The organism is Rhodovulum sp. 12E13 (genome assembly GCF_003340565.1).
Lineage (GTDB): Bacteria > Pseudomonadota > Alphaproteobacteria > Rhodobacterales > Rhodobacteraceae > HLUCCA09.
This window is the reverse complement of the sequence record NZ_QPLK01000006.1, coordinates 135,857-152,343: the sequence shown is the minus strand read 5'-3', so window position 1 is coordinate 152,343 and position 16,487 is coordinate 135,857. Positions and strand designations below refer to the sequence as shown.

At 71.0% G+C, this 16,487-nt stretch carries 17 protein-coding genes and 1 other RNA gene; 11 read left to right on the top strand and 7 right to left on the bottom strand.

All coding sequences use genetic code 11. From position 1 onward, the window contains the following. Positions 1 to 107: 107 nt before the first annotated feature. From DLJ49_RS07645 to DLJ49_RS07630, 4 genes are all read right to left on the bottom strand, one after another. Positions 108 to 1,526 (bottom strand): cryptochrome/photolyase family protein, encoded by a 1,419-nt coding sequence (locus DLJ49_RS07645; RefSeq protein ID WP_115392941.1) that lies wholly within the window; start codon positions 1,524 to 1,526, stop codon positions 108 to 110. Between the two features lie 334 nt (positions 1,527 to 1,860). Further along, positions 1,861 to 3,090 (bottom strand): aminotransferase class V-fold PLP-dependent enzyme, encoded by a 1,230-nt coding sequence (locus tag DLJ49_RS07640; RefSeq protein ID WP_115393004.1) that lies wholly within the window; start codon positions 3,088 to 3,090, stop codon positions 1,861 to 1,863. Between the two features lie 282 nt (positions 3,091 to 3,372). Then, positions 3,373 to 4,359, bottom strand: coding sequence for an MDR family oxidoreductase (locus DLJ49_RS07635; protein ID WP_115392940.1), 987 nt, complete (start codon positions 4,357 to 4,359; stop codon positions 3,373 to 3,375). Between the two features lie 59 nt (positions 4,360 to 4,418). Beyond that, positions 4,419 to 4,931 carry a DinB family protein gene (locus tag DLJ49_RS07630; RefSeq protein ID WP_115392939.1) on the bottom strand — a complete coding sequence of 171 codons (513 nt, stop codon included), beginning with the start codon at positions 4,929 to 4,931 and terminating at the stop codon, positions 4,419 to 4,421. A gap of 526 nt (positions 4,932 to 5,457) precedes the next feature. Between DLJ49_RS07630 and ssrA the strand changes: the two genes are divergently transcribed. From ssrA to DLJ49_RS07595, 7 genes are all read left to right on the top strand, one after another. Beyond that, positions 5,458 to 5,810, top strand: a transfer-messenger RNA (tmRNA) gene (gene ssrA, locus DLJ49_RS07625). Between the two features lie 186 nt (positions 5,811 to 5,996). Further along, positions 5,997 to 6,539, top strand: a complete 543-nt coding sequence (locus tag DLJ49_RS07620; protein ID WP_199533325.1) for a ubiquinone anaerobic biosynthesis accessory factor UbiT — start codon at positions 5,997 to 5,999, stop codon at positions 6,537 to 6,539. Beyond that, on the top strand, positions 6,536 to 7,549 hold the full coding sequence (locus DLJ49_RS07615) for a ubiquinone anaerobic biosynthesis protein UbiU (protein ID WP_115392938.1): 1,014 nt from the start codon (positions 6,536 to 6,538) through the stop codon (positions 7,547 to 7,549). Before DLJ49_RS07620 ends, DLJ49_RS07615 begins: the two co-directional genes overlap by 4 nt. Positions 7,550 to 7,551: 2 nt before the next feature. Continuing rightward, on the top strand, positions 7,552 to 8,475 hold the full coding sequence (locus tag DLJ49_RS07610) for a ubiquinone anaerobic biosynthesis protein UbiV (protein ID WP_115393003.1): 924 nt from the start codon (positions 7,552 to 7,554) through the stop codon (positions 8,473 to 8,475). A gap of 178 nt (positions 8,476 to 8,653) precedes the next feature. Beyond that, the gene (locus tag DLJ49_RS07605) at positions 8,654 to 9,367 is read left to right on the top strand and encodes a DUF1194 domain-containing protein (RefSeq protein ID WP_115392937.1); all 714 of its coding nucleotides are present in this window, start codon (positions 8,654 to 8,656) and stop codon (positions 9,365 to 9,367) included. Continuing rightward, the gene (gene chrA, locus DLJ49_RS07600; protein ID WP_115392936.1) at positions 9,364 to 10,665 is read left to right on the top strand and encodes a chromate efflux transporter; all 1,302 of its coding nucleotides are present in this window, start codon (positions 9,364 to 9,366) and stop codon (positions 10,663 to 10,665) included. Before DLJ49_RS07605 ends, chrA begins: the two co-directional genes overlap by 4 nt. A 115-nt stretch (positions 10,666 to 10,780) precedes the next feature. After that, complete coding sequence (locus tag DLJ49_RS07595) at positions 10,781 to 11,248, top strand: SspB family protein (RefSeq protein WP_115392935.1); 468 nt, start codon at positions 10,781 to 10,783, stop codon at positions 11,246 to 11,248. Positions 11,249 to 11,271: 23 nt separating this feature from the next. Here the strand turns inward: DLJ49_RS07595 and DLJ49_RS21430 are convergent, their stop codons facing one another. Then, positions 11,272 to 12,039, bottom strand: coding sequence for a VPLPA-CTERM sorting domain-containing protein (locus tag DLJ49_RS21430; protein WP_147277280.1), 768 nt, complete (start codon positions 12,037 to 12,039; stop codon positions 11,272 to 11,274). A gap of 160 nt (positions 12,040 to 12,199) precedes the next feature. On the opposite strand from DLJ49_RS21430, the gene fumC reads away from it, so the two are divergent. Beyond that, complete coding sequence (fumC, locus tag DLJ49_RS07585; protein ID WP_115392933.1) at positions 12,200 to 13,597, top strand: class II fumarate hydratase; 1,398 nt, start codon at positions 12,200 to 12,202, stop codon at positions 13,595 to 13,597. A gap of 25 nt (positions 13,598 to 13,622) precedes the next feature. Here the strand turns inward: fumC and DLJ49_RS07580 are convergent, their stop codons facing one another. Beyond that, a complete protein-coding gene (locus DLJ49_RS07580) occupies positions 13,623 to 14,210 on the bottom strand; it encodes a DUF4453 domain-containing protein (RefSeq protein ID WP_115392932.1) in 588 nt (195 codons plus the stop codon). Between the two features lie 117 nt (positions 14,211 to 14,327). Here DLJ49_RS07580 and DLJ49_RS07575 point away from each other — a divergent pair, with 117 nt between their 5' ends. The 3 genes from DLJ49_RS07575 to DLJ49_RS07565 are packed head-to-tail and all read left to right on the top strand — an operon-like array spanning position 14,328 to position 15,021. Next, positions 14,328 to 14,516 carry a DUF4169 family protein gene (locus DLJ49_RS07575; RefSeq protein WP_115392931.1) on the top strand — a complete coding sequence of 63 codons (189 nt, stop codon included), beginning with the start codon at positions 14,328 to 14,330 and terminating at the stop codon, positions 14,514 to 14,516. Beyond that, positions 14,513 to 14,740: a ribbon-helix-helix domain-containing protein gene (locus DLJ49_RS07570; RefSeq protein ID WP_115392930.1), complete on the top strand. Its 228-nt coding sequence runs from the start codon at positions 14,513 to 14,515 to the stop codon at positions 14,738 to 14,740. Before DLJ49_RS07575 ends, DLJ49_RS07570 begins: the two co-directional genes overlap by 4 nt. A 38-nt stretch (positions 14,741 to 14,778) precedes the next feature. Next, a complete protein-coding gene (locus tag DLJ49_RS07565) occupies positions 14,779 to 15,021 on the top strand; it encodes an N-(5'-phosphoribosyl)anthranilate isomerase (RefSeq protein WP_115392929.1) in 243 nt (80 codons plus the stop codon). Between the two features lie 45 nt (positions 15,022 to 15,066). Here DLJ49_RS07565 and DLJ49_RS07560 read toward each other — a convergent pair whose 3' ends face one another. Then, positions 15,067 to 16,476, bottom strand: coding sequence for a cytochrome P450 (locus tag DLJ49_RS07560; RefSeq protein WP_115393002.1), 1,410 nt, complete (start codon positions 16,474 to 16,476; stop codon positions 15,067 to 15,069). Positions 16,477 to 16,487 lie beyond the last annotated feature (11 nt).

The window sequence follows — 16,487 nt, the reverse complement described above, 5'->3', positions numbered from 1 at the left end:
CCCTGCCCCTCGAGTTAACGGGATTTAATTGACGCCTCCGGATGGGTGGTCAACCCCTGCACCGCGGACGGGGCGCCGACCGGGCCGCGCCGCGATGCCCCGAGCGCTCAGAAGGAGCGGTTTTCGTAGGCTGCGAGCGCCCGCGCGCGCCCCTCCCTCGCGTCGACCACGGGGGCCGGGTAGGGATCGTCGGGCGACAGGCCCCAGGCGGGCGGGATCGCCTCGAAATAGTCGAGCGCCTCCGGCGCGGGCCGTGCCTGGCCCTCGGCGATCCAGCGGCCCGTATAGGCCCTGTCCCGGTCGAACTTGTCGAGCTGGGTGACCGGGTTGAACACCCGGAAATAGGGCGTGGCATCGGGCCCCGAGCCCGCCGACCACTGCCAGCCGAGGGCATTCGAGGCCGGGTCCCAGTCGACCAGATGCTCCTCGAACCAGTCGAGGCCGATCTTCCAGTGCGTAAGCAGGTGCTTGGTGAGCACGCTCGCCACGATCATGCGGGCGCGGTTGTGCATGGTGCCGGTGACATACATCTCGCGCATCGCCGCGTCGACGAACGCCAGCCCCGTGCGCCCGCGCTGCCAGGCGATCACCGCGTCGGTGCGGTCTTCGTTCCAGGGGAAAGCGTCCCATTCCTCGCGCCAGTTGCCGGTGGCGAGCCGCGGCGTGTGATAGAGCAGGTGGTAGGCGAATTCGCGCCAGACGAGTTCCTGCAGGAAGGTCTCGGCGCCGCGCTTGCCCTCGTCGCGCGCGGCCGTGCCGGCGTGCCAGCAGGTGCGCGGCCCGATCTCGCCCAGCGAGAGATGCGCCGAGAGGCGCGAGGTGCCGTCTTCGGCCACGCGGTCGCGGCTCTCGGCGTAGCCGTCCACGATCTCGGCCATGAAGTGCCCCAACCGGCCCTGCGCGGCCCGCTCGCCCACGAGGATGTGGCGGCGCACCACCTCGGCCCCGCGCCGCATGCCCGCGCCGAGCCGCCAGTCGGCGAGGGTCTCGCTTGCGGGCCAGGTCTCGGGCGACGGCAGGCGGGCGGGCGCGGCGTCGGGGGCGGGCACCTCGCGATCCTTCACCGCGCGCCACATGGGCGTGTAGACCCGATACATGCCGCCCGACTTGGTCTCGACCGTCCACGGCTCGAACAGCAGGTGCCCGCCGTGGCTCTCGGGCGCGAGGCCGTCCTCCTTCAGCGCGGCCTTCACGCGCGTGTCGCGCTCGACGGACTGCGCGTCGTAGAGGCGGTTCCAGTGGATGGCGCGCGCGCCCGTCTCGGCAGCGACCGCGCGCAGGGCCTCGCGCGCATCGCCCGAGCGCAGCACGAGGCGGCTGCCCTTTTCCTCGAGCGCGCGGGAGAGCGCGGCCAGCCCCTCGCCCAGCCGCCACGCGGGCGCGGTGCGCAGCCCCTCCACCGCGCCGTCGCGGACGAATACGGGGATCACCGGCCCGCCGCCCGAGAGCGCGCCCGTGAGCGCGGGGTTGTCGGTCAGCCGCAGGTCGCGCCTGATCCACCAGATCGCCGGAGCCTTGTCGCGCATGCCGCCTCCCGTCCCGTTCGGGGCGACAGCTAAAGGGCCGGGCGCCGAAGGCAACTGCCCCGGCCGCTCGCACCGCCCTCGACGCCCGCGGGCATCGCCCGGCCGCAGGCGCCGCGCCCCTCGCCCAGGGAGGGCGCACGGCTCACGTCGAGCACCGGACGCTCAGCGCGTCGCGTCACGCACCGGCACGCCGCTCTCCGGCGCCTGCACCGGCTCGGGCACCGGCTTGAGCACCGGCCATCCCGCTGCACGAACGGGCGCGGCACCGCCCCGGCATGGCCCGCGCGCGGGCCGCGATCTGACGCCGCCAGCCCGCAGGACGGCGGTCACCCCCTCAGATCTCGGCGTCGAGGGCGGCGATCAGGCGGTCGACGTCCTGCTCCAGAGTGTAGTGCAGAAAGCTCAGCCGCAGCACGCCCTGCCCCGGCGGCACCCCCATCGCGGCGAGGGGGCGGGGCGCGTAGAACTCGCCCGCCCCCGCCATGATGCCATGCCGCGCGAGCCGCCGCGCCACCGGCTCGGCCGGCCGGCCGAGATCGAGCGCGAAGGTCGGCGCCCGGTCTCGCGCGCGCATCGGCCCCAGCAGCCGCACCTCGCGCGCCCGCCCGGCGAGATAGTCGACGAGCGGCCCCATCAGCGCGAGCTCGCGCGACCGCATCGCCTCGGCGATGGCGACGGCGCGCCCCGCCACGTCGCGCCCCGCCTTGGTATGGTGATGATAGAGCGCATCGATATAGTCGACGATGCCGGCGCAGGCCGCGATCTGGGCGTGGTCCGGCCCCGCGGGCGTGAAGCGCTTCCACAGTTCGTCGCCGTTGAAATCGAACGCCTGGTTGGGCAGCCGCATCCCCAGCGAGCGGCGGATGACCATGATGCCCTGGTGCGGCCCATAGGTCTTGTAGGTCGAGAACAGGTAGATGTCGGCCCCGATCCGGCCGATATCCGGCAGGCCGTGCGGCGCGTAGGACACCCCGTCGACGCAGCTGTAGGCCCCCGCCCGCCGCACCATCGCGCAGATGCGCCGCGCGTCGTTGATCTCGCCCACCACGTTGGAACAGTGCGGAAAGCAGACCAGCCGCACCTTGCCGTCGTCCATCAGGTCGGCGAGGTCGTCGTCGTCGAGATGGCCGGTCTCGGGGTCGATCCGCCACTCGCGCACCTCCACGCCCGCCTGCGCAAGCCGCCGCCACGGCGCCGAGTTGGCCTCGTGATCCTGCTCGGTCACCACCACGGCCTCGCCCGGCCTGAGCCAGTCGCGGAAGGCAGCGGCGAGAATGAACGCGTTCTGCGTGGTCGACGGGCCGAAGCTCACCTCCTCGGCCTCGACCCCCAGCACGAGCGCCAGGCGGCGGCGTGCCTCGTCCATCTCTTCGCCCGCGCGCTCGGAGGCGGGATAATCGCCGCACGGCTGCACGTTGCGCTCGCGGTAGAAGCGGTGGAGCCGCCAGATCACGTAACGGCAGGCAAACGAGCCGCCGGCATTCTCGAAATGGGCCCAGTCGCGCAGCGAGGGCTCGCTGAAGGCCGGGAACTGGCCTCGCACGAATTCCGGCGACAATCTGATCACGCGGGCCCCTGCCTCAGCGATGCCCCGGGCGCCACGCAAAGGTGTATCCGGGACAGGTGTTTGGTAGCCGCCGTGGCGGCGCTTGAAAAGTATGCAACCGCATACGCTTGGATCGCACGCGCACAGCGCGACCCCGCCTGCGGCGCCGGCCTGTGATCTGGCCCGCCGCGCGCCCGTGTCACCGGGCCAGTTCCGCGCAGGGCGCCGGTCACACCGGCCGGTTCCCGCGAGAGACATCGCCGCGCCCGGAATCGCAGGCTGCGTTCGCCTCGGCCCGGATCAGGCGGTGACGTCGACGACCACGCGGCCCCGCACCTGCCCGTTCAGGATCGCCGCGCCAAGGCCGGGCAGGTCGGCGAGGCCTGCGGGCTCGATCATCGCCTCCAACTTGTCCATCGGCAGGTCGGTGGCGATCCGGCCCCAGGCGCGCACCCGGTCCTCGTAGGGGCGCAGCACGCTGTCGATGCCGAGCAGGTTCACGCCCCGCAGCAGGAACGGGATCACCGTCGCGTTGAGCTGCGCGCCGCCTGCCAGGCCCACCGCGGCGACAGAGGCGCGATACTTCATCTGCCCCAGCACGCGGGCGAGCATGGTGCCGCCCACCGCGTCGACACAGCCCGCCCATGTCTCGGTTTCGAGCGGTCGCTTGACCGGCTCCGACAGCTCGTCGCGCGGCACGATCCGCGCGGCGCCGAGGCCCTTGAGATAGCCCTCCTGCTCCGGTCGCCCGGTCACGGCCGCGACCGTGTATCCCAGATGGCCGAGGATCGCCGTCGCGACCGAGCCGACGCCGCCGGCCGCCCCCGTGACCAGCACCTCGCCGTTCCCGGGCGCCAGCCCGTGATCCTCGAGCGCCATGACCGCGAGCATCGCGGTGAAGCCCGCCGTGCCCACCGCCATCGCCTGCCGGGTGGTGATCCCGTCGGGCAGCGGCACCAGCCAGTCGGCCTTCACGCGCGCCTTCTCGGCGTAGCCGCCCCAGTGCCGCTCGCCGACGTGCCAGCCGGTCAGCACCACCTGGTCGCCGGGGCTGTAGCGCGGATCGTCCGACGCCTCGACCGTGCCGGCGAAGTCGATGCCCGGCACGTGGGGATAGGTCTTGACCAGCCCGCCGCCGGGGCCGACGCACAGACCGTCCTTGTAGTTGAGGGTGGAGTATTCGACGGCCACCGTCACGTCGCCCTCGGGCAGCCTTTCCTCGCCGATCTCCTGCACCGACGCGCTGGTGGAGCCGTCTTCCGCCTTCTCGACGATCAGTGCGCGCATCCTCTTTCCTCCCGTTCCTTCATGGCCTTGCAGATCGTTCCTCACACAGAGCGCGAGGATCAGGCGAGCGCGTCGTCCGGCGCCAGGGCGAGATCGGTCACGCCGAGGTCGCGCCCCGCCGCCGTCAGCATCGCGTGGACCTGGCCGCGATGATGGGCCTGATGGTTGAACATGTGCACGACGCACAGCGCAATGGGCTTCGTCACCTCGGCCCCCGTCGCGCCCGAATGCCATGTCAGCTCGCCGCGCAGCTGCGCCGGGCGCAGGTCATCGGCCCAGACGACCAGTCGGCCGTCGACACGTTCGCGCTCGGCCTGCCAGGCGGCATGGGTGGGCGCGAGCGCCACGCTCTCGGCCAGCCCGCCCTCGGGGCGGCGCCAGCCGGCGAGGCGCGACATCCACATGCGGTCGGCCCAGAGCACGTGGTTGAGCGTGGCGAGGATCGACCCGAAGAAGGCACCGCGGTCGGCGCGCAGCTCCACCTCGTCCATGCCCGTCAGCGCTGCCATGAGGGAGCGGTTCTGCCACGCATTGTAGCGCGCCATCGTGGCCGCGTAATCGGTCGAGATCATGCCGCTGTCCGCTCCTGAGCCGCCGGCGCCCTTGTCGGCGCCCGCGGGACGGGTGTCAACGCTTGGGCCGGCGGGGCTGGCGCCTGCTGCCGCGCTCTCTGCCACCGCGCCCGTTGGCGCTCGACCTCTTGCCGCCCCCCCACTGCCTCCGGGCCCCCTGCCGCCGCGCCCCTTGCCACTCGGCCCCGGCGCGACGCCCTTCCTCGCGGGGCACCCTGCCCGGTCGGCGGCGCAAGGCCCGCGGGCGCCGTGTGGCCCGGGCCGCCCCGTGGCGAGGGCCACCGCGATGATGAGCGGCCGCGTCCTCGGTCGATGCCATGCCCCGGACCACCGTCTCCCCGGACCGCCGTCGGCATCCGGGGAATCTCCCAGCGAGACGGGTAGACCGGACGCGGGAGCCTCGCGCACGCTCGGCGCCGCGAGACGCGAGCGGTCGGACGAGGGGCGACGAGGGCGGCACCAACCGGGCGGGACTTGTGCCGGCTCGATCAGGCCCGCCGTGGAGGCACCCCACCTGCCCACCTGCGCCCTTGAAACGGCGCTTCGCCCTGCGTATCTTCCCACTGTCCCGTCAGGGACTATGGCGATAAACGCGCCCGTAATAAGCGGATCGGACCCGGGGGCGGTACCCGGCGGCTCCACCATAAACCCTTCATTGGCGGGGATCATGGGGCCGAAACAGGATCGACGGACGTCTAAAGGGGTTAGCTTTCGCCCGGTGAGGTACCACCGTTATCGGTCCAAGCATGATAGTTGCCAATGACAACCGTGCTGCGGTGGCCGTCGCTGCGTAAGCAGTGACCAAACCGAAATCTCAAGCCCTTGCGTCTAGCAACGCAAGGCGGGGTTCGCAGGCACCTGGCAACAGAAGCCTGCATCTTCCCCTCGACGTGATCCGCGGCCGGCTGGCGTGACCCCCCCCGACGGCCTGTCCCCCAAGCTCCGGTATACGGCGGCACACAAAGATATATGCAAGGATGAACTTTTTGCGAGCCGTTTGACCTCGGTCAAGTCGCGCCGCGCGCCTCCCGCTCTATCGCGGTCGAAAACCGCAGGGGAGACGCCATGACGACCAGCCAGACCGACCACCCCGCCGCCGACGGCGCCCGCGGCCCCCTGCCCCTCCTGCCGCCGCCGCCGCTGTTCCTGCTCAGGCCCCTGCTCGCGCGGATCGTGCGCAAGGTGGCCGCGCGGAACCCCGGCATGTTCGCCCGCCTCGGGCCGCATGCCGGCGAGCACTTCCTGATCGACCCGGTGGACATGCCCTTCATGCTCCACCTGCGGCCCGACCCCGATGCGCTCGACTTTCGCGCGGTCGGCCGCCGCGGCGCCGCGCCCCCGCATGTTGCGCGCATCTCGGGCACCTTCCTGAACCTCTTCACCCTGATGGACTCGGAGCAGGACGGCGACGCGCTGTTCTTTTCGCGCGACCTGGTCGTCACCGGCGACACCGAGGCGGTGGTCTGCCTGCGCAACGCCCTCGACGACGTGGAGGAGCCGATCGCCCACACCGTCGCCGCGATGTTCGGCCCGCCGGGGCGCCTCGCGCTCGACCTGATGCGCTCCGCCGCCGACACCCGCCGCCGCCGAGAGGAGGCCCAGCCATGACCACGCCCGCCCCGATCAAGCCCGAGCTCGTCTGCCCGGCCGGCACGCCGGCCGCGCTGCGCGCCGCCGTCGATGCCGGCGCGGAGAACGTCTATTGCGGCTACCAGAACGCCACCAACGCGCGGAACTTCGCCGGCCTCAACTTCACCCCCGACGAGATGGCCCAGAGCATCCGCTACGCTCACGAGCGCGGCTCGAAGGTGCTGATCACGCTCAACACGTTCCCGCCGGCCGGAAAGGTCGACCTCTGGACCGACATGGCCGACCTCTCGGCCCGGCTCGGCGCCGACGCCTGCATCGTCGCCGACATCGCCGTGGCCGACCACATCCGCCGTCACCACCCGCAGATGCGCATCCACCTGTCGGTGCAGGCCGCCGCCTCCTCGCCCGAGGCGATCGCCTGGTATGTGCGCGAGTTCGACGTGAAGCGCGTCGTGCTGCCCCGCATCATGACCGTGAGCGAGATCAGGGGACTGGTCGACGAGATTCCCTGCGAGGTCGAGACCTTCATCTTCGGCAATCACGGCCTCATGGTGGAGGGGCGCTGCTCGCTGACCGCCTACGTCACGGGGCAGTCGACCAACATGGACGGCGCATGCTCGCCGGCGGCCTGCGTCGCCTACGAGCAGCAGGACGACGGCAGCCTCGCCACCCGCCTGAGCGGCGTGATGATCGACCGTTTCGCCGCGCAGGAAACGGCGGGCTATCCCACGATCTGCAAGGGCCGCTACCTCGCCGAGGCGCGCGACGGCGGCTACTATGCCTTCGAGGAACCGGTGAGCCTGAACGCCGCGACCATGCTGCCCGAGCTGATCCGCGCGGGCGTCCACGCCTTCAAGATCGAGGGGCGCCAGCGCTCGCGCGCCTACGTGAAGAAGGTCGTCGCCGCCTTCCGCGAGGCGGTCGACACCGTGATGGCAGGCGACGAGCCGAAGCTTGCCGACCTCGTGGCGCTGACCGAGGGGCAGAAGCACACCGAGGGCGCGCTCAAGTCGAAGACATGGAGGTGAAGATGCAACCCGAACTGACGCTGGGGCCGAACCTCTTTCACTGGCCCGCCGAGGACAAGCGCGACTTCTACTTCCGCATCGCCGACGAGAGCCCGGTGACGAACGTCTACCTGGGCGAGGTCGTCTGCTCCAAGCGCACGCCGTTCTTCGACGATATCCCCATCATCGACAAGGTGGCCGACCGGCTGGCCCGCGCGGGCAAGCGTGTGGTCTGGAGCTCGCTGTCGGAGGTGGTGATCAGGCGCGAGCGCAAGCTGCTCGAGGCGTGGTCGCGGCAGGAGGGGCGCGAGCTGGAGGTCAACAACACCGCCGCGCTGATGGCGCTGTCGGGCACGCCGCACCGGATCGGCGCGCTGATGAACGTCTACAACGAGGCGACGATGGACTGGCTCGCGCGCCGCGGCGCCACCCATTTCGCCCTCTTGCCCGAATTGCCCCGCCACGTGGTCGCCGTGCTGGCCGAGACGGCCACGCGGCTTGACGTCGGCCTCGAGGTGCAGGTCTTCGGCCGCGCCTCGCTCGCGCTCTCGGCCCGCTGCTACCACGCCCGCGCCCACGGCCGGACAAAGGACAACTGCCAGTTCGTCTGCGGCGAGGACGCCGACGGAATGACGCTGTCGACGATGGAGGGACGGCCCTTCCTCGCCATCAACGGGATCCAGACCCTTAGCCACGGCTATCTCGACCTGATGGAGGACATGGCCGACATGGCCGCCCTCGGCGTCACCCATTTCCGCGTCATGCCGCACTCCTGCGACATGGTGGCCGTCACCTGCCTCTACGACGCGGTGCTGCGCGGCGAGATCGACGCCGAGGAGGGCGGGACGGAACTGCGCGCGCTGGGAATCGAGGCGCCGTTCGTCAACGGCTTCTACCGCGGCCGGGCGGGGGCGGACTGGGTGCCGCGCCAGCACGCACCCGCCTGAGGCGCGCCCCAGCCGTCGGGGCGAGCGCGGCGCAAATTCCTTGAAGGAAGGAATTTGCAAAAGTCTTGAGCAAGACTTTTGCGCCGCATCCTCCGACGGTGCTCACACCTGCGTGATGGTGCGGCGCGCTCCGACAAAGCGTTTGATCCGGGCACGGAGCGCGGCCACCATCGCCCGAATGTCGGGTGTCTGGGCAAGACGGGTGAGGGCGATCGTCGTTGCGGGAGCCCTCTGGGGCGAGACCGCGCAGGCCTGCGAGACGGCCCTGCTGCTCGCCGTCGACGTGTCCAATTCCATCGACGCGGGCGAATACCGCATCCAGACCCGAGGCATGGCCGCCGCGCTGCGCGACGCCGTGGTGGTCGATGCCATGGTTCAGGGGCGCAACGCCATCGCCGTGATGCAGTGGTCGGGCACCGGAATGCAGGAGATGACCATCCCCTGGCGGCGCATCGGCAGCGCCGCCGAGATGGAGGCGCTGGCGGCCGAGGTCGAGGGGATGCGCCGCGCCTATATCGGCGCCAACACCGCCATCGGCGAGGCCGTTCGGCGGGGAGTGACGCAGTTGCTCACGCAGCCGGATTGCGCGCGCCTCATCCTCGACGTCTCTGGCGACGGTCCGGACAATGCCGGCACGCAGATCGACGACGCGCGCTGGCAGGCGACGCGGGCGGGCGTCACGGTCAACGGGCTGGCCATCGACGGCCTCGGCGCGGCGACCACGACCTATTACGAGCGCCGCCTCGTCACGCCCGACGGCTTCGTCGAGACGGCCAGGGGCTTCACCGATTTCCCGCGCGCGATCTGCGTCAAGATCCGCCGCGAGGTCAGCCGGATCATGGGACTGGGCGTCATGCCCCTGTCACATCCCGTTGCCACCGATCCCGGGTGACCGACGCGCCCACCTCCCCGACCCGACCGACCGAGACCGACGCCGCTCCGTCCCTCGCCGAGCTGACCCGCGTCTTCGCCCGGATCGGGGCCCTGTCCTTTGGCGGCCCGGCGGCGCAGATCGCCCTCATGCACCGCACCCTTGTCGACGAGCGCGGCTGGCTGAGCGAACGGCAGTTCCTCGGCGCGCTGTCGTTCTGCATGCTGCTGCCGGGGCCGGAGGCGATGCAGCTGTGCACCTATGCCGGCTGGCGCCTGCGGGGCGTCACGGGCGGCCTGATCGCGGGGGGGCTGTTCGTGGCGCCCGGCGCAGCCGTGATCCTGGCGCTGGCGCTCCTCTACCTTCAATACGGCGCGCAACCCTTCGTGCAGGATGTCTTTCTCGGGATCAAGGCGGCGGTCGTGGTCATCGTGGTGCAGGCGCTTCTGCGGGTTGCCGGCAAGGCGTTGACGGGTGCGCTGGCCTGGGGCCTCGCCGCGGCGGCCTTCGTGGCGCTCTTCGCCTTCTCGGTGCCCTTCCCGGCGGTCATCGCCGCCGCCGCCCTTGCGGGCGCGCTCGCCGCGCGGGGCGCGCGCGCCGGTCCTTCCCCGGTGCCCGCGCGCAGCGCGGGGCGCACGGCCGCGGTGATCGCCGCACTCGGGGCGCTCTGGGCGGCGCCGCTGCTGCTTGCCTGGGCCGTGGGCGCGACGCTCATGCTCGAGATCGGCCTGTTCTTCTCCAAGCTCGCAGTCGTCACCTTCGGCGGCGCCTACGCCGTGCTCGCCTACATGGCGCAGGAGGTGGTGGCCGAGCGCGGCTGGCTCGGCCCCTCGCAGATGATCGATGCGCTCGGCCTTGCCGAGACCACGCCGGGGCCGCTCATCCTCGTCACCGAGTTCGTGGGCGCCCTTGCCGGCGCGGCCTCGGGCGGGGTGGCCGGCGCGATCGCGGGCGCCGCGATGACGCTCTGGGTGACGTTCGTGCCCTGCTTCCTGTGGATCTTCGCCGGCGCCCCCTACATCGAGTGGATCACCGGCCACCCCCGCCTCAAGGGGGCGCTCGACGGAATCACGGCGGCGGTGGTGGGCGTGATCGCAAACCTCTCGGTCTGGTTCGCGGCCCATGTCTTCTTCGGCGAGGTCGGCGAGGCGGCCCTCGGCCCGTTCGAGACGATCGCGCCCCGCCTTGCGAGCTTCGATCCCGCAGCCGCCGCGCTCGCCCTGCTCGCCGGAGCGCTGCTCGTGTGGCGCAAGACGCCGCTGCCGCTCACGCTCGCCCTGATGTCTGGTTTCGGCCTCGCCGCGGGCGCCCTCGCCTGACGTTGCGCGGCCGCGGGGCCCGGGCGGGACGGGCCGCGCGGCGGCCGCTCTGCGGGGCTATCATTCGGCCGTGAATCGCTTATGGTGACCCGACCATTCCGAGGGGCTCCCCGCCATGCCGCGCAAGATCGACTACGGCAAGCTGATGCATCGCGCGATGCGCGGCCTCATCCAGGATGTCCTGGCCGACGTCGCCGAACACGGGCTGCCGGGAGAACATCACTTTTTCATCACGTTCGATACCGGCCACCCCGACGTCGCGATGGCCGACTGGCTGCACGATCGCTACCCCGAGGAGATGACGATCGTCATCCAGCACTGGTTCGACGCGCTCGAGGTGCGCGACGACGACTTCTCGATCACGCTCAACTTCGGCGACAATCCCGAGCCGCTGGTGGTGCCCTACGATTCGATCCGCACCTTCGTCGATCCCTCGGTCGAGTTCGGCCTGCGCTTCGAGAGCCACGAGGCCGAGGACGACGACGAGGACGCCCCGATGATGGAGGACGCCGAGCCCGACGAGGACGGCGAGCGCGCGCGCGGCGACGCCGAAGTCGTCAGGCTCGACAGCTTCCGGAAGTAGCCGGGCGACGGCGGCCAGCCGCCTCAGGCTGTCGCGCGCCCCGGGCGGCGGCGCAGCGCCGCCAGCCCGCCGATCCCGACGATCAGCAGCGTTGCGGCGGGCGGAAGCGGCACCGGCGTGAGGCTGCCGAACTGGATGTCGACCTTGGCCGCTTCCTGTCTGCCGTTCGCGCCGAGGGGGCCGGAATAGGTGAGCGTGCCCTCGAGGGTGTAGCTCGACGCGACCTGGAAGCCCCAGATGTAGTAGGTGTTCGTGCCGCGGGGCGCGGGCGGCAACGGCCCCTCCAGAGCACCTGAAGGCGAGACCGGATTGCCGTTCACTCTCAGACCGCTCAGGGCAAATGTGTTGGCAGTGCCGCCAGACCCGCCATTGTAACGCGGCCCCGTGATGGCCACGAGAAGGGCGTTGACGGCCCTCGACGGCGCCGCAACCGGTTCGCTGGCGGTGGACGCTCCGTAGATCGCCGAAACGACATTCGACGCAGGGTCGAACGTGGCGCTGAAGGATTGACTGGCGACATAGGTGAAGTTCGTCGAGTCCCGGTTCGATCCACTACCGAGATTCGTGCCAACGTAGAGTTCGGCGCCGCCGGACTGACCGCGGAACCGGACAGCCGGGTCGATGCTGGAGAACGCGACGCTCGCGAAAAGGCGTGTATCAGCCGAGACGGTGACCGCCGCAACGGGGCCGGCGAATGCCACGAGTCCCAGCCACAGGGCGGTGACGGCACGGGCGAGCAGGGAACGTGCAAGTGCCAGATCGGTCGTCCTCGAAAACCATATCCAGAACACGATACCCGGTCTATCGATCACGCGGCAGCATCGACGCAGCATTGTGCGCCGGCTGTGGCGACTATGCCGCGTCCCGCGCGGCGGCGCCATGCGGGCGCCGACCGTTGCCCAATCCGGCGCGAGCCGCTATCCGGCATGCGACCGCATACCGGAGGATCGGATGACCGCTACCCGCACCGAGACAGACAGCTTCGGCCCGCTCGAGGTTCCCGCCGACCGATACTGGGGCGCGCAGACGCAGCGCTCGATCCTGAACTTCCCCATCGGGTGGGAGCGCCAGCCGGTCGCTGTCGTGCGCGCCCTCGGCGTCGTCAAGAAGGCCTGCGCGCAGGCCAACACCGACGCCGGCAAGCTGCCCGGCGAGATCGGCGACGCGATACAGGCCGCCGCGCAGGAGGTGATCGACGGGACGCTCGACGATCATTTTCCGCTGGTCGTGTGGCAGACGGGCTCTGGCACGCAGTCGAACATGAACGCCAACGAGGTGATCGCCAACCGCGCCATCGAGATGCTCGGCGGCGAGATGGGCTCGAAGAGCCCCGTTCACCCCAACGACCATTGCAACATGGGGCAGTCATCGAACGACACCTTCCCCACCGCCATGCACATCGCCGTGGCGATGACCGCCCGCGATGTGACGTTGCCTGGGCTGAAGAAGCTGCACGCGGCGCTGGAGGACAAGCGGCAGGCCTTCGAGCACATCATCAAGATCGGCCGCACGCACACGCAGGACGCGACGCCGCTTACGCTCGGGCAGGAGTTCTCGGGCTATGTCCACCAGGTCGCCATGGGCATCCGGCGGGTGGAATCCGCGCTCTGCCACATCCACGAGCTCGCCCAGGGCGGCACGGCGGTCGGCACCGGCCTGAACACCCGCACCGGCTGGGCCGAGGAGGTGGCGGCGAACATGGCCGCGATCACCGGCCTGCCCTTCGTTACCGCGCCCAACAAGTTCGAGGCGCTCGCCGCGCACGACGCGCTGGTCGAGATGTCGGGCGCGCTCAAGACGGTGGCCGCCTCGCTCTACAAGATCGCCAACGACATCCGGTTCCTCGGCTCGGGGCCGCGCTGCGGGCTGGGCGAGTTGATCCTTCCCGAGAACGAGCCGGGCAGCTCGATCATGCCCGGCAAGGTCAACCCCACCCAGTGCGAGGCGCTCACCCAGGTCTGCGCCCACGTGATGGGCAACGACGCCGCGGTGGGCTTCGCCGGCAGCCAGGGCCATTTCGAGCTGAACGTGATGAAGCCGATGATGGCCTACAACGTCTTGCAGTCGATGCAGCTCATCGGCGACGCGGCCTCGGCCTTCACCGACAACCTCGTGGCGGGCCTGCAGGCCGACGAGGCGCGGATCGACAAGCTGATGCGCGAGTCGCTGATGCTGGTGACGGCGCTCGCCCCCGAGATCGGCTACGACAACGCCACCACCGTCGCCAAGACCGCACACAGGAACAAGACGACGCTCAAGGAAGAGGCGATCCGCCTCGGATTCGTCGACGAGGAGACGTTCGAGCGCGTGGTGCGCCCCGAGAAGATGGTGGGGCCGAGCGGCGGCTGAGCCGGACGCGCCTCGGGCAGTGGCGCTAGCCGGCCCAGTCGGTACAGTTCCGCTCGAAATGGAGGGCGCGCACGTCGATCCAGCCCAGGATCGACGGGCCGCCCGACGAGGCCGAGATCACGGTCCAGTCGCCCTCGCCGATCCAGCCGAAGCCGACGCGGTCACCCGCGGTCAGTCTCCCCAGAGCGGCCGTGCCCGGCCCCTTGCCCGCGTGCAGCACCGCCTCGGGCCCCGCCCAGGTGCAGGCCGAGCCGCCGTTGTCGGGCAGCGGCATGTCGACGAGCCGGCGCAGCTGCGCCATCCCGGTCACGTCGAGCGTGGTGGCGGCTGTATCCACGCGGCACCCGATGTCCTGCTCGAGCGCGCGGATGCGGTTCGCCTGCACCGTCTGCTCCGGGCTCAGCGTGATGTCCTTGCCGCTGCAATCATCGTTGTCGTAGAGCGCCTGCCCGAGCGGCGAGCCGAAACAGTAGCCGGCCCGGTCCATGATCAGGTTGCGCATGAACCAAAGCTGGTTGCACTCGGCCGCGCCATACTTCCAGACCTCCGCCCGGGCAGCGGGCGCCGCGGCGCAGCACAGGGCGAGTGCGACAGCAAGGGGGGCGAGACGCATGGCGGAGAACCTCGGACGACGGGCTTGTACGCAAGGTAAACTCGCACCGGGCCGACATGCGCGTCAACTCCGCCGCCGGGCTTCCGGCGGCGCCCGCCTCGCGCTAGACTTCTCCTCATGACAGAGCCGGTGAATCTCAACAGGGTGCGGAAGGAGCGGGCGAAGGCCGAGGCAAAGCGCAGGGCTGACGCCAACGCCGCGTTCCACGGCCTGACGAAGGCGCAGAAGCAGGCCGCGCGCGCCGAGGCCGCGCGCGCCGCCGAGCGCCACGCGGCCGGGCGGCGGGAGTCGCCGCAGGACGAATGAGCCGCCCCGTCAAGCGGTCGCTGACGCTCGCCGGGCACAGTACCTCTGTCTCGCTGGAAGACGAGTTCTGGCAGGCCTTCCGCGAGATCGCGTGCGAGCGCGGCCTCTCGCCGGCCGGTCTCGCCACCGAGATCGATCGCGACCGGGGCCTCGAGGTGGGCCTCGCCACCGCGATCCGCCTGTTCGTGCTGCGGGACTACCGGGATCGGCTGGGTCTCGAGTAGCGCAGGGTTAACTCTGTCGTGTCGATGTCCCGTCATGGATGCCGGCCCGCAGCCTGCTCCGCCTGCCCGGCCCCGACGCCGCGCGCTGGCGCAAGCAGATCTTCGCCTGCCGGGCGGCGGCGCAGGGCGGCTTCGTCCGCCGCAAGGCGGCCGACGTCGACCGCATCGTGGGCCGGGCCGCCTTCGTCGCAGAGATGCGGCGGAGGGGTTTCCCGGTGGACGAGAATGCCGGTCAGTACGCGATCTTCTGCAACTCGGCTCCGATCCGCCGGCTGTGCTGAACGCCGTGCAAAAGCCTTGAAAAAAGGCTTTTGCAAATTCCTTGTTCAAGGAATTTGCCGCGCGCGGCGCGCGAGTCGCAGCCAGATGCCGTCGCGGGCGCGCACCGTGAGGTGGGCGACGGGTACCGGCGGTCGCGACGGCTCGGGCGAAAGCCGGACCGCGCGCGTGATCAGCGCCAGCAGCAGCACTCCCTCGGCCATCGCGAACCCTGCCCCGGTGCAGACGCGCGGCCCCGACGAGAAGGGAATGAAGGCGTCGCGCGCGCACGCGCGGCCGTTCTCCGTCGCCCAGCGCTCGGGCGCGAAGGCATCGGGCGCCTCCCAGAGCCGCGCGTGCCGGTGAAGATGCCACGGCGAGAGAACGACCTGCGCTCCCCGGGCCACATCGCGGTCGCGGAAGCGCTCGGGCCGGGCCGCCTCGCGCACCATCATCGGCACCGGCGGGTAGAGGCGCAACGTCTCGCGGAAGACGTCGCGCGTGAAGGCGAGTTTCGAGAGGTCGGAAAAGCCCGGGCGGGCGGGCAGCGTCGCGGCTTCTGCCGCGACCCGCTCCTGCGCATCGGGGTAGAGGGCGAGCAGGTGCAGCCCCCAGGCCAGCGCCGAGGCCGATGTCTCGTGCCCGGCGAGAAAGAAGATCGCCACCTGGTCGACCATCTCGGCCACGTCGAACCGCTCTCCCGTCACCGGGTCGGCGGTGGTCATGATCTTGGTGGCGAGATCGTCCGGCGCCGTGCCGGCCTCGATTTCGGCGAGCCGCCGCTCGACCATCCGCGCGATCAGCCCGCGGATCGAGCGCGCCGAAGCCCGCACGCCCCGCCGATGGGGGCGCGGCAGCCAGCGTGGAAGGGGCAGGAAGGCGGCGAGGTTCACCAGCGGCTGGCGGCGCTGGTAGGCGCGGAATGCGTGGAAGACCCGGCCCGCGATCTCGTCCTCGATCGGCACCGAGAAGAGGGTGCGGAAGATCACGTCGGCCGCGGCGAAGCTCGCTTCTTCCTCGATCTCGACCGCGCGGCCGTCGGCGCGCGCCATCAGGCGGGCCAGAGCCGCCTCGGCCGCATCGACCATCGCGGGAAACGTCTCGCGCAGGCGACCGCCCTCGAAGGCCGGGTCGATGATGCGGCGCTGCCGCTCCCACTGCGCGCCGTTGGTCACGAACACGCTCTCTCCGAGGAGCGGCGCGAGCCCCTCGCGCACCCGGCGGGACTTGGGGAAGTCGTGCGGCCGCTCGGCCAGCACCAGCCGCACGAGATCGGGCTGATTGACCAGATAGGAGCGGAAGAACGGCGTGCGGAACTCGGCCATCCACGCGCGGTAGAGGCGCGCGGGCTGGGCCGACAGGATATCCTGCCGGAACAGGCGCATGTAGCGCCACAGCCCCACCCGGTCGGCGCGGGCCGGCGGCTTGGGCGGCAGCGGCCGGTCGGGCAGCGCGGGCGCCTCGGGTCGCGGGCTCATGGGCGCGAGCA

Bases quoted from the DNA above. Each gene is read 5' to 3' on its own strand.
- DLJ49_RS07580 (WP_115392932.1), bottom strand. From the start codon at position 14,210: ATGCGTCTCGCCCCCCTTGCTGTCGCACTCGCCCTGTGCTGCGCCGCG.
- DLJ49_RS07575 (WP_115392931.1), top strand. From the start codon at position 14,328: ATGACAGAGCCGGTGAATCTCAACAGGGTGCGGAAGGAGCGGGCGAAG.
- DLJ49_RS07645 (WP_115392941.1), bottom strand. From the start codon at position 1,526: ATGCGCGACAAGGCTCCGGCGATCTGGTGGATCAGGCGCGACCTGCGG.
- DLJ49_RS07620 (WP_199533325.1), top strand. From the start codon at position 5,997: ATGACGACCAGCCAGACCGACCACCCCGCCGCCGACGGCGCCCGCGGC.
- fumC (WP_115392933.1), top strand. From the start codon at position 12,200: ATGACCGCTACCCGCACCGAGACAGACAGCTTCGGCCCGCTCGAGGTT.
- DLJ49_RS07570 (WP_115392930.1), top strand. From the start codon at position 14,513: ATGAGCCGCCCCGTCAAGCGGTCGCTGACGCTCGCCGGGCACAGTACC.
- DLJ49_RS07595 (WP_115392935.1), top strand. From the start codon at position 10,781: ATGCCGCGCAAGATCGACTACGGCAAGCTGATGCATCGCGCGATGCGC.
- DLJ49_RS07605 (WP_115392937.1), top strand. From the start codon at position 8,654: ATGTCGGGTGTCTGGGCAAGACGGGTGAGGGCGATCGTCGTTGCGGGA.
- DLJ49_RS07635 (WP_115392940.1), bottom strand. From the start codon at position 4,359: ATGCGCGCACTGATCGTCGAGAAGGCGGAAGACGGCTCCACCAGCGCG.
- DLJ49_RS07615 (WP_115392938.1), top strand. From the start codon at position 6,536: ATGACCACGCCCGCCCCGATCAAGCCCGAGCTCGTCTGCCCGGCCGGC.
- DLJ49_RS07630 (WP_115392939.1), bottom strand. From the start codon at position 4,931: ATGATCTCGACCGATTACGCGGCCACGATGGCGCGCTACAATGCGTGG.
- DLJ49_RS07560 (WP_115393002.1), bottom strand. From the start codon at position 16,476: ATGAGCCCGCGACCCGAGGCGCCCGCGCTGCCCGACCGGCCGCTGCCG.
- DLJ49_RS07610 (WP_115393003.1), top strand. From the start codon at position 7,552: ATGCAACCCGAACTGACGCTGGGGCCGAACCTCTTTCACTGGCCCGCC.
- DLJ49_RS07565 (WP_115392929.1), top strand. From the start codon at position 14,779: ATGCCGGCCCGCAGCCTGCTCCGCCTGCCCGGCCCCGACGCCGCGCGC.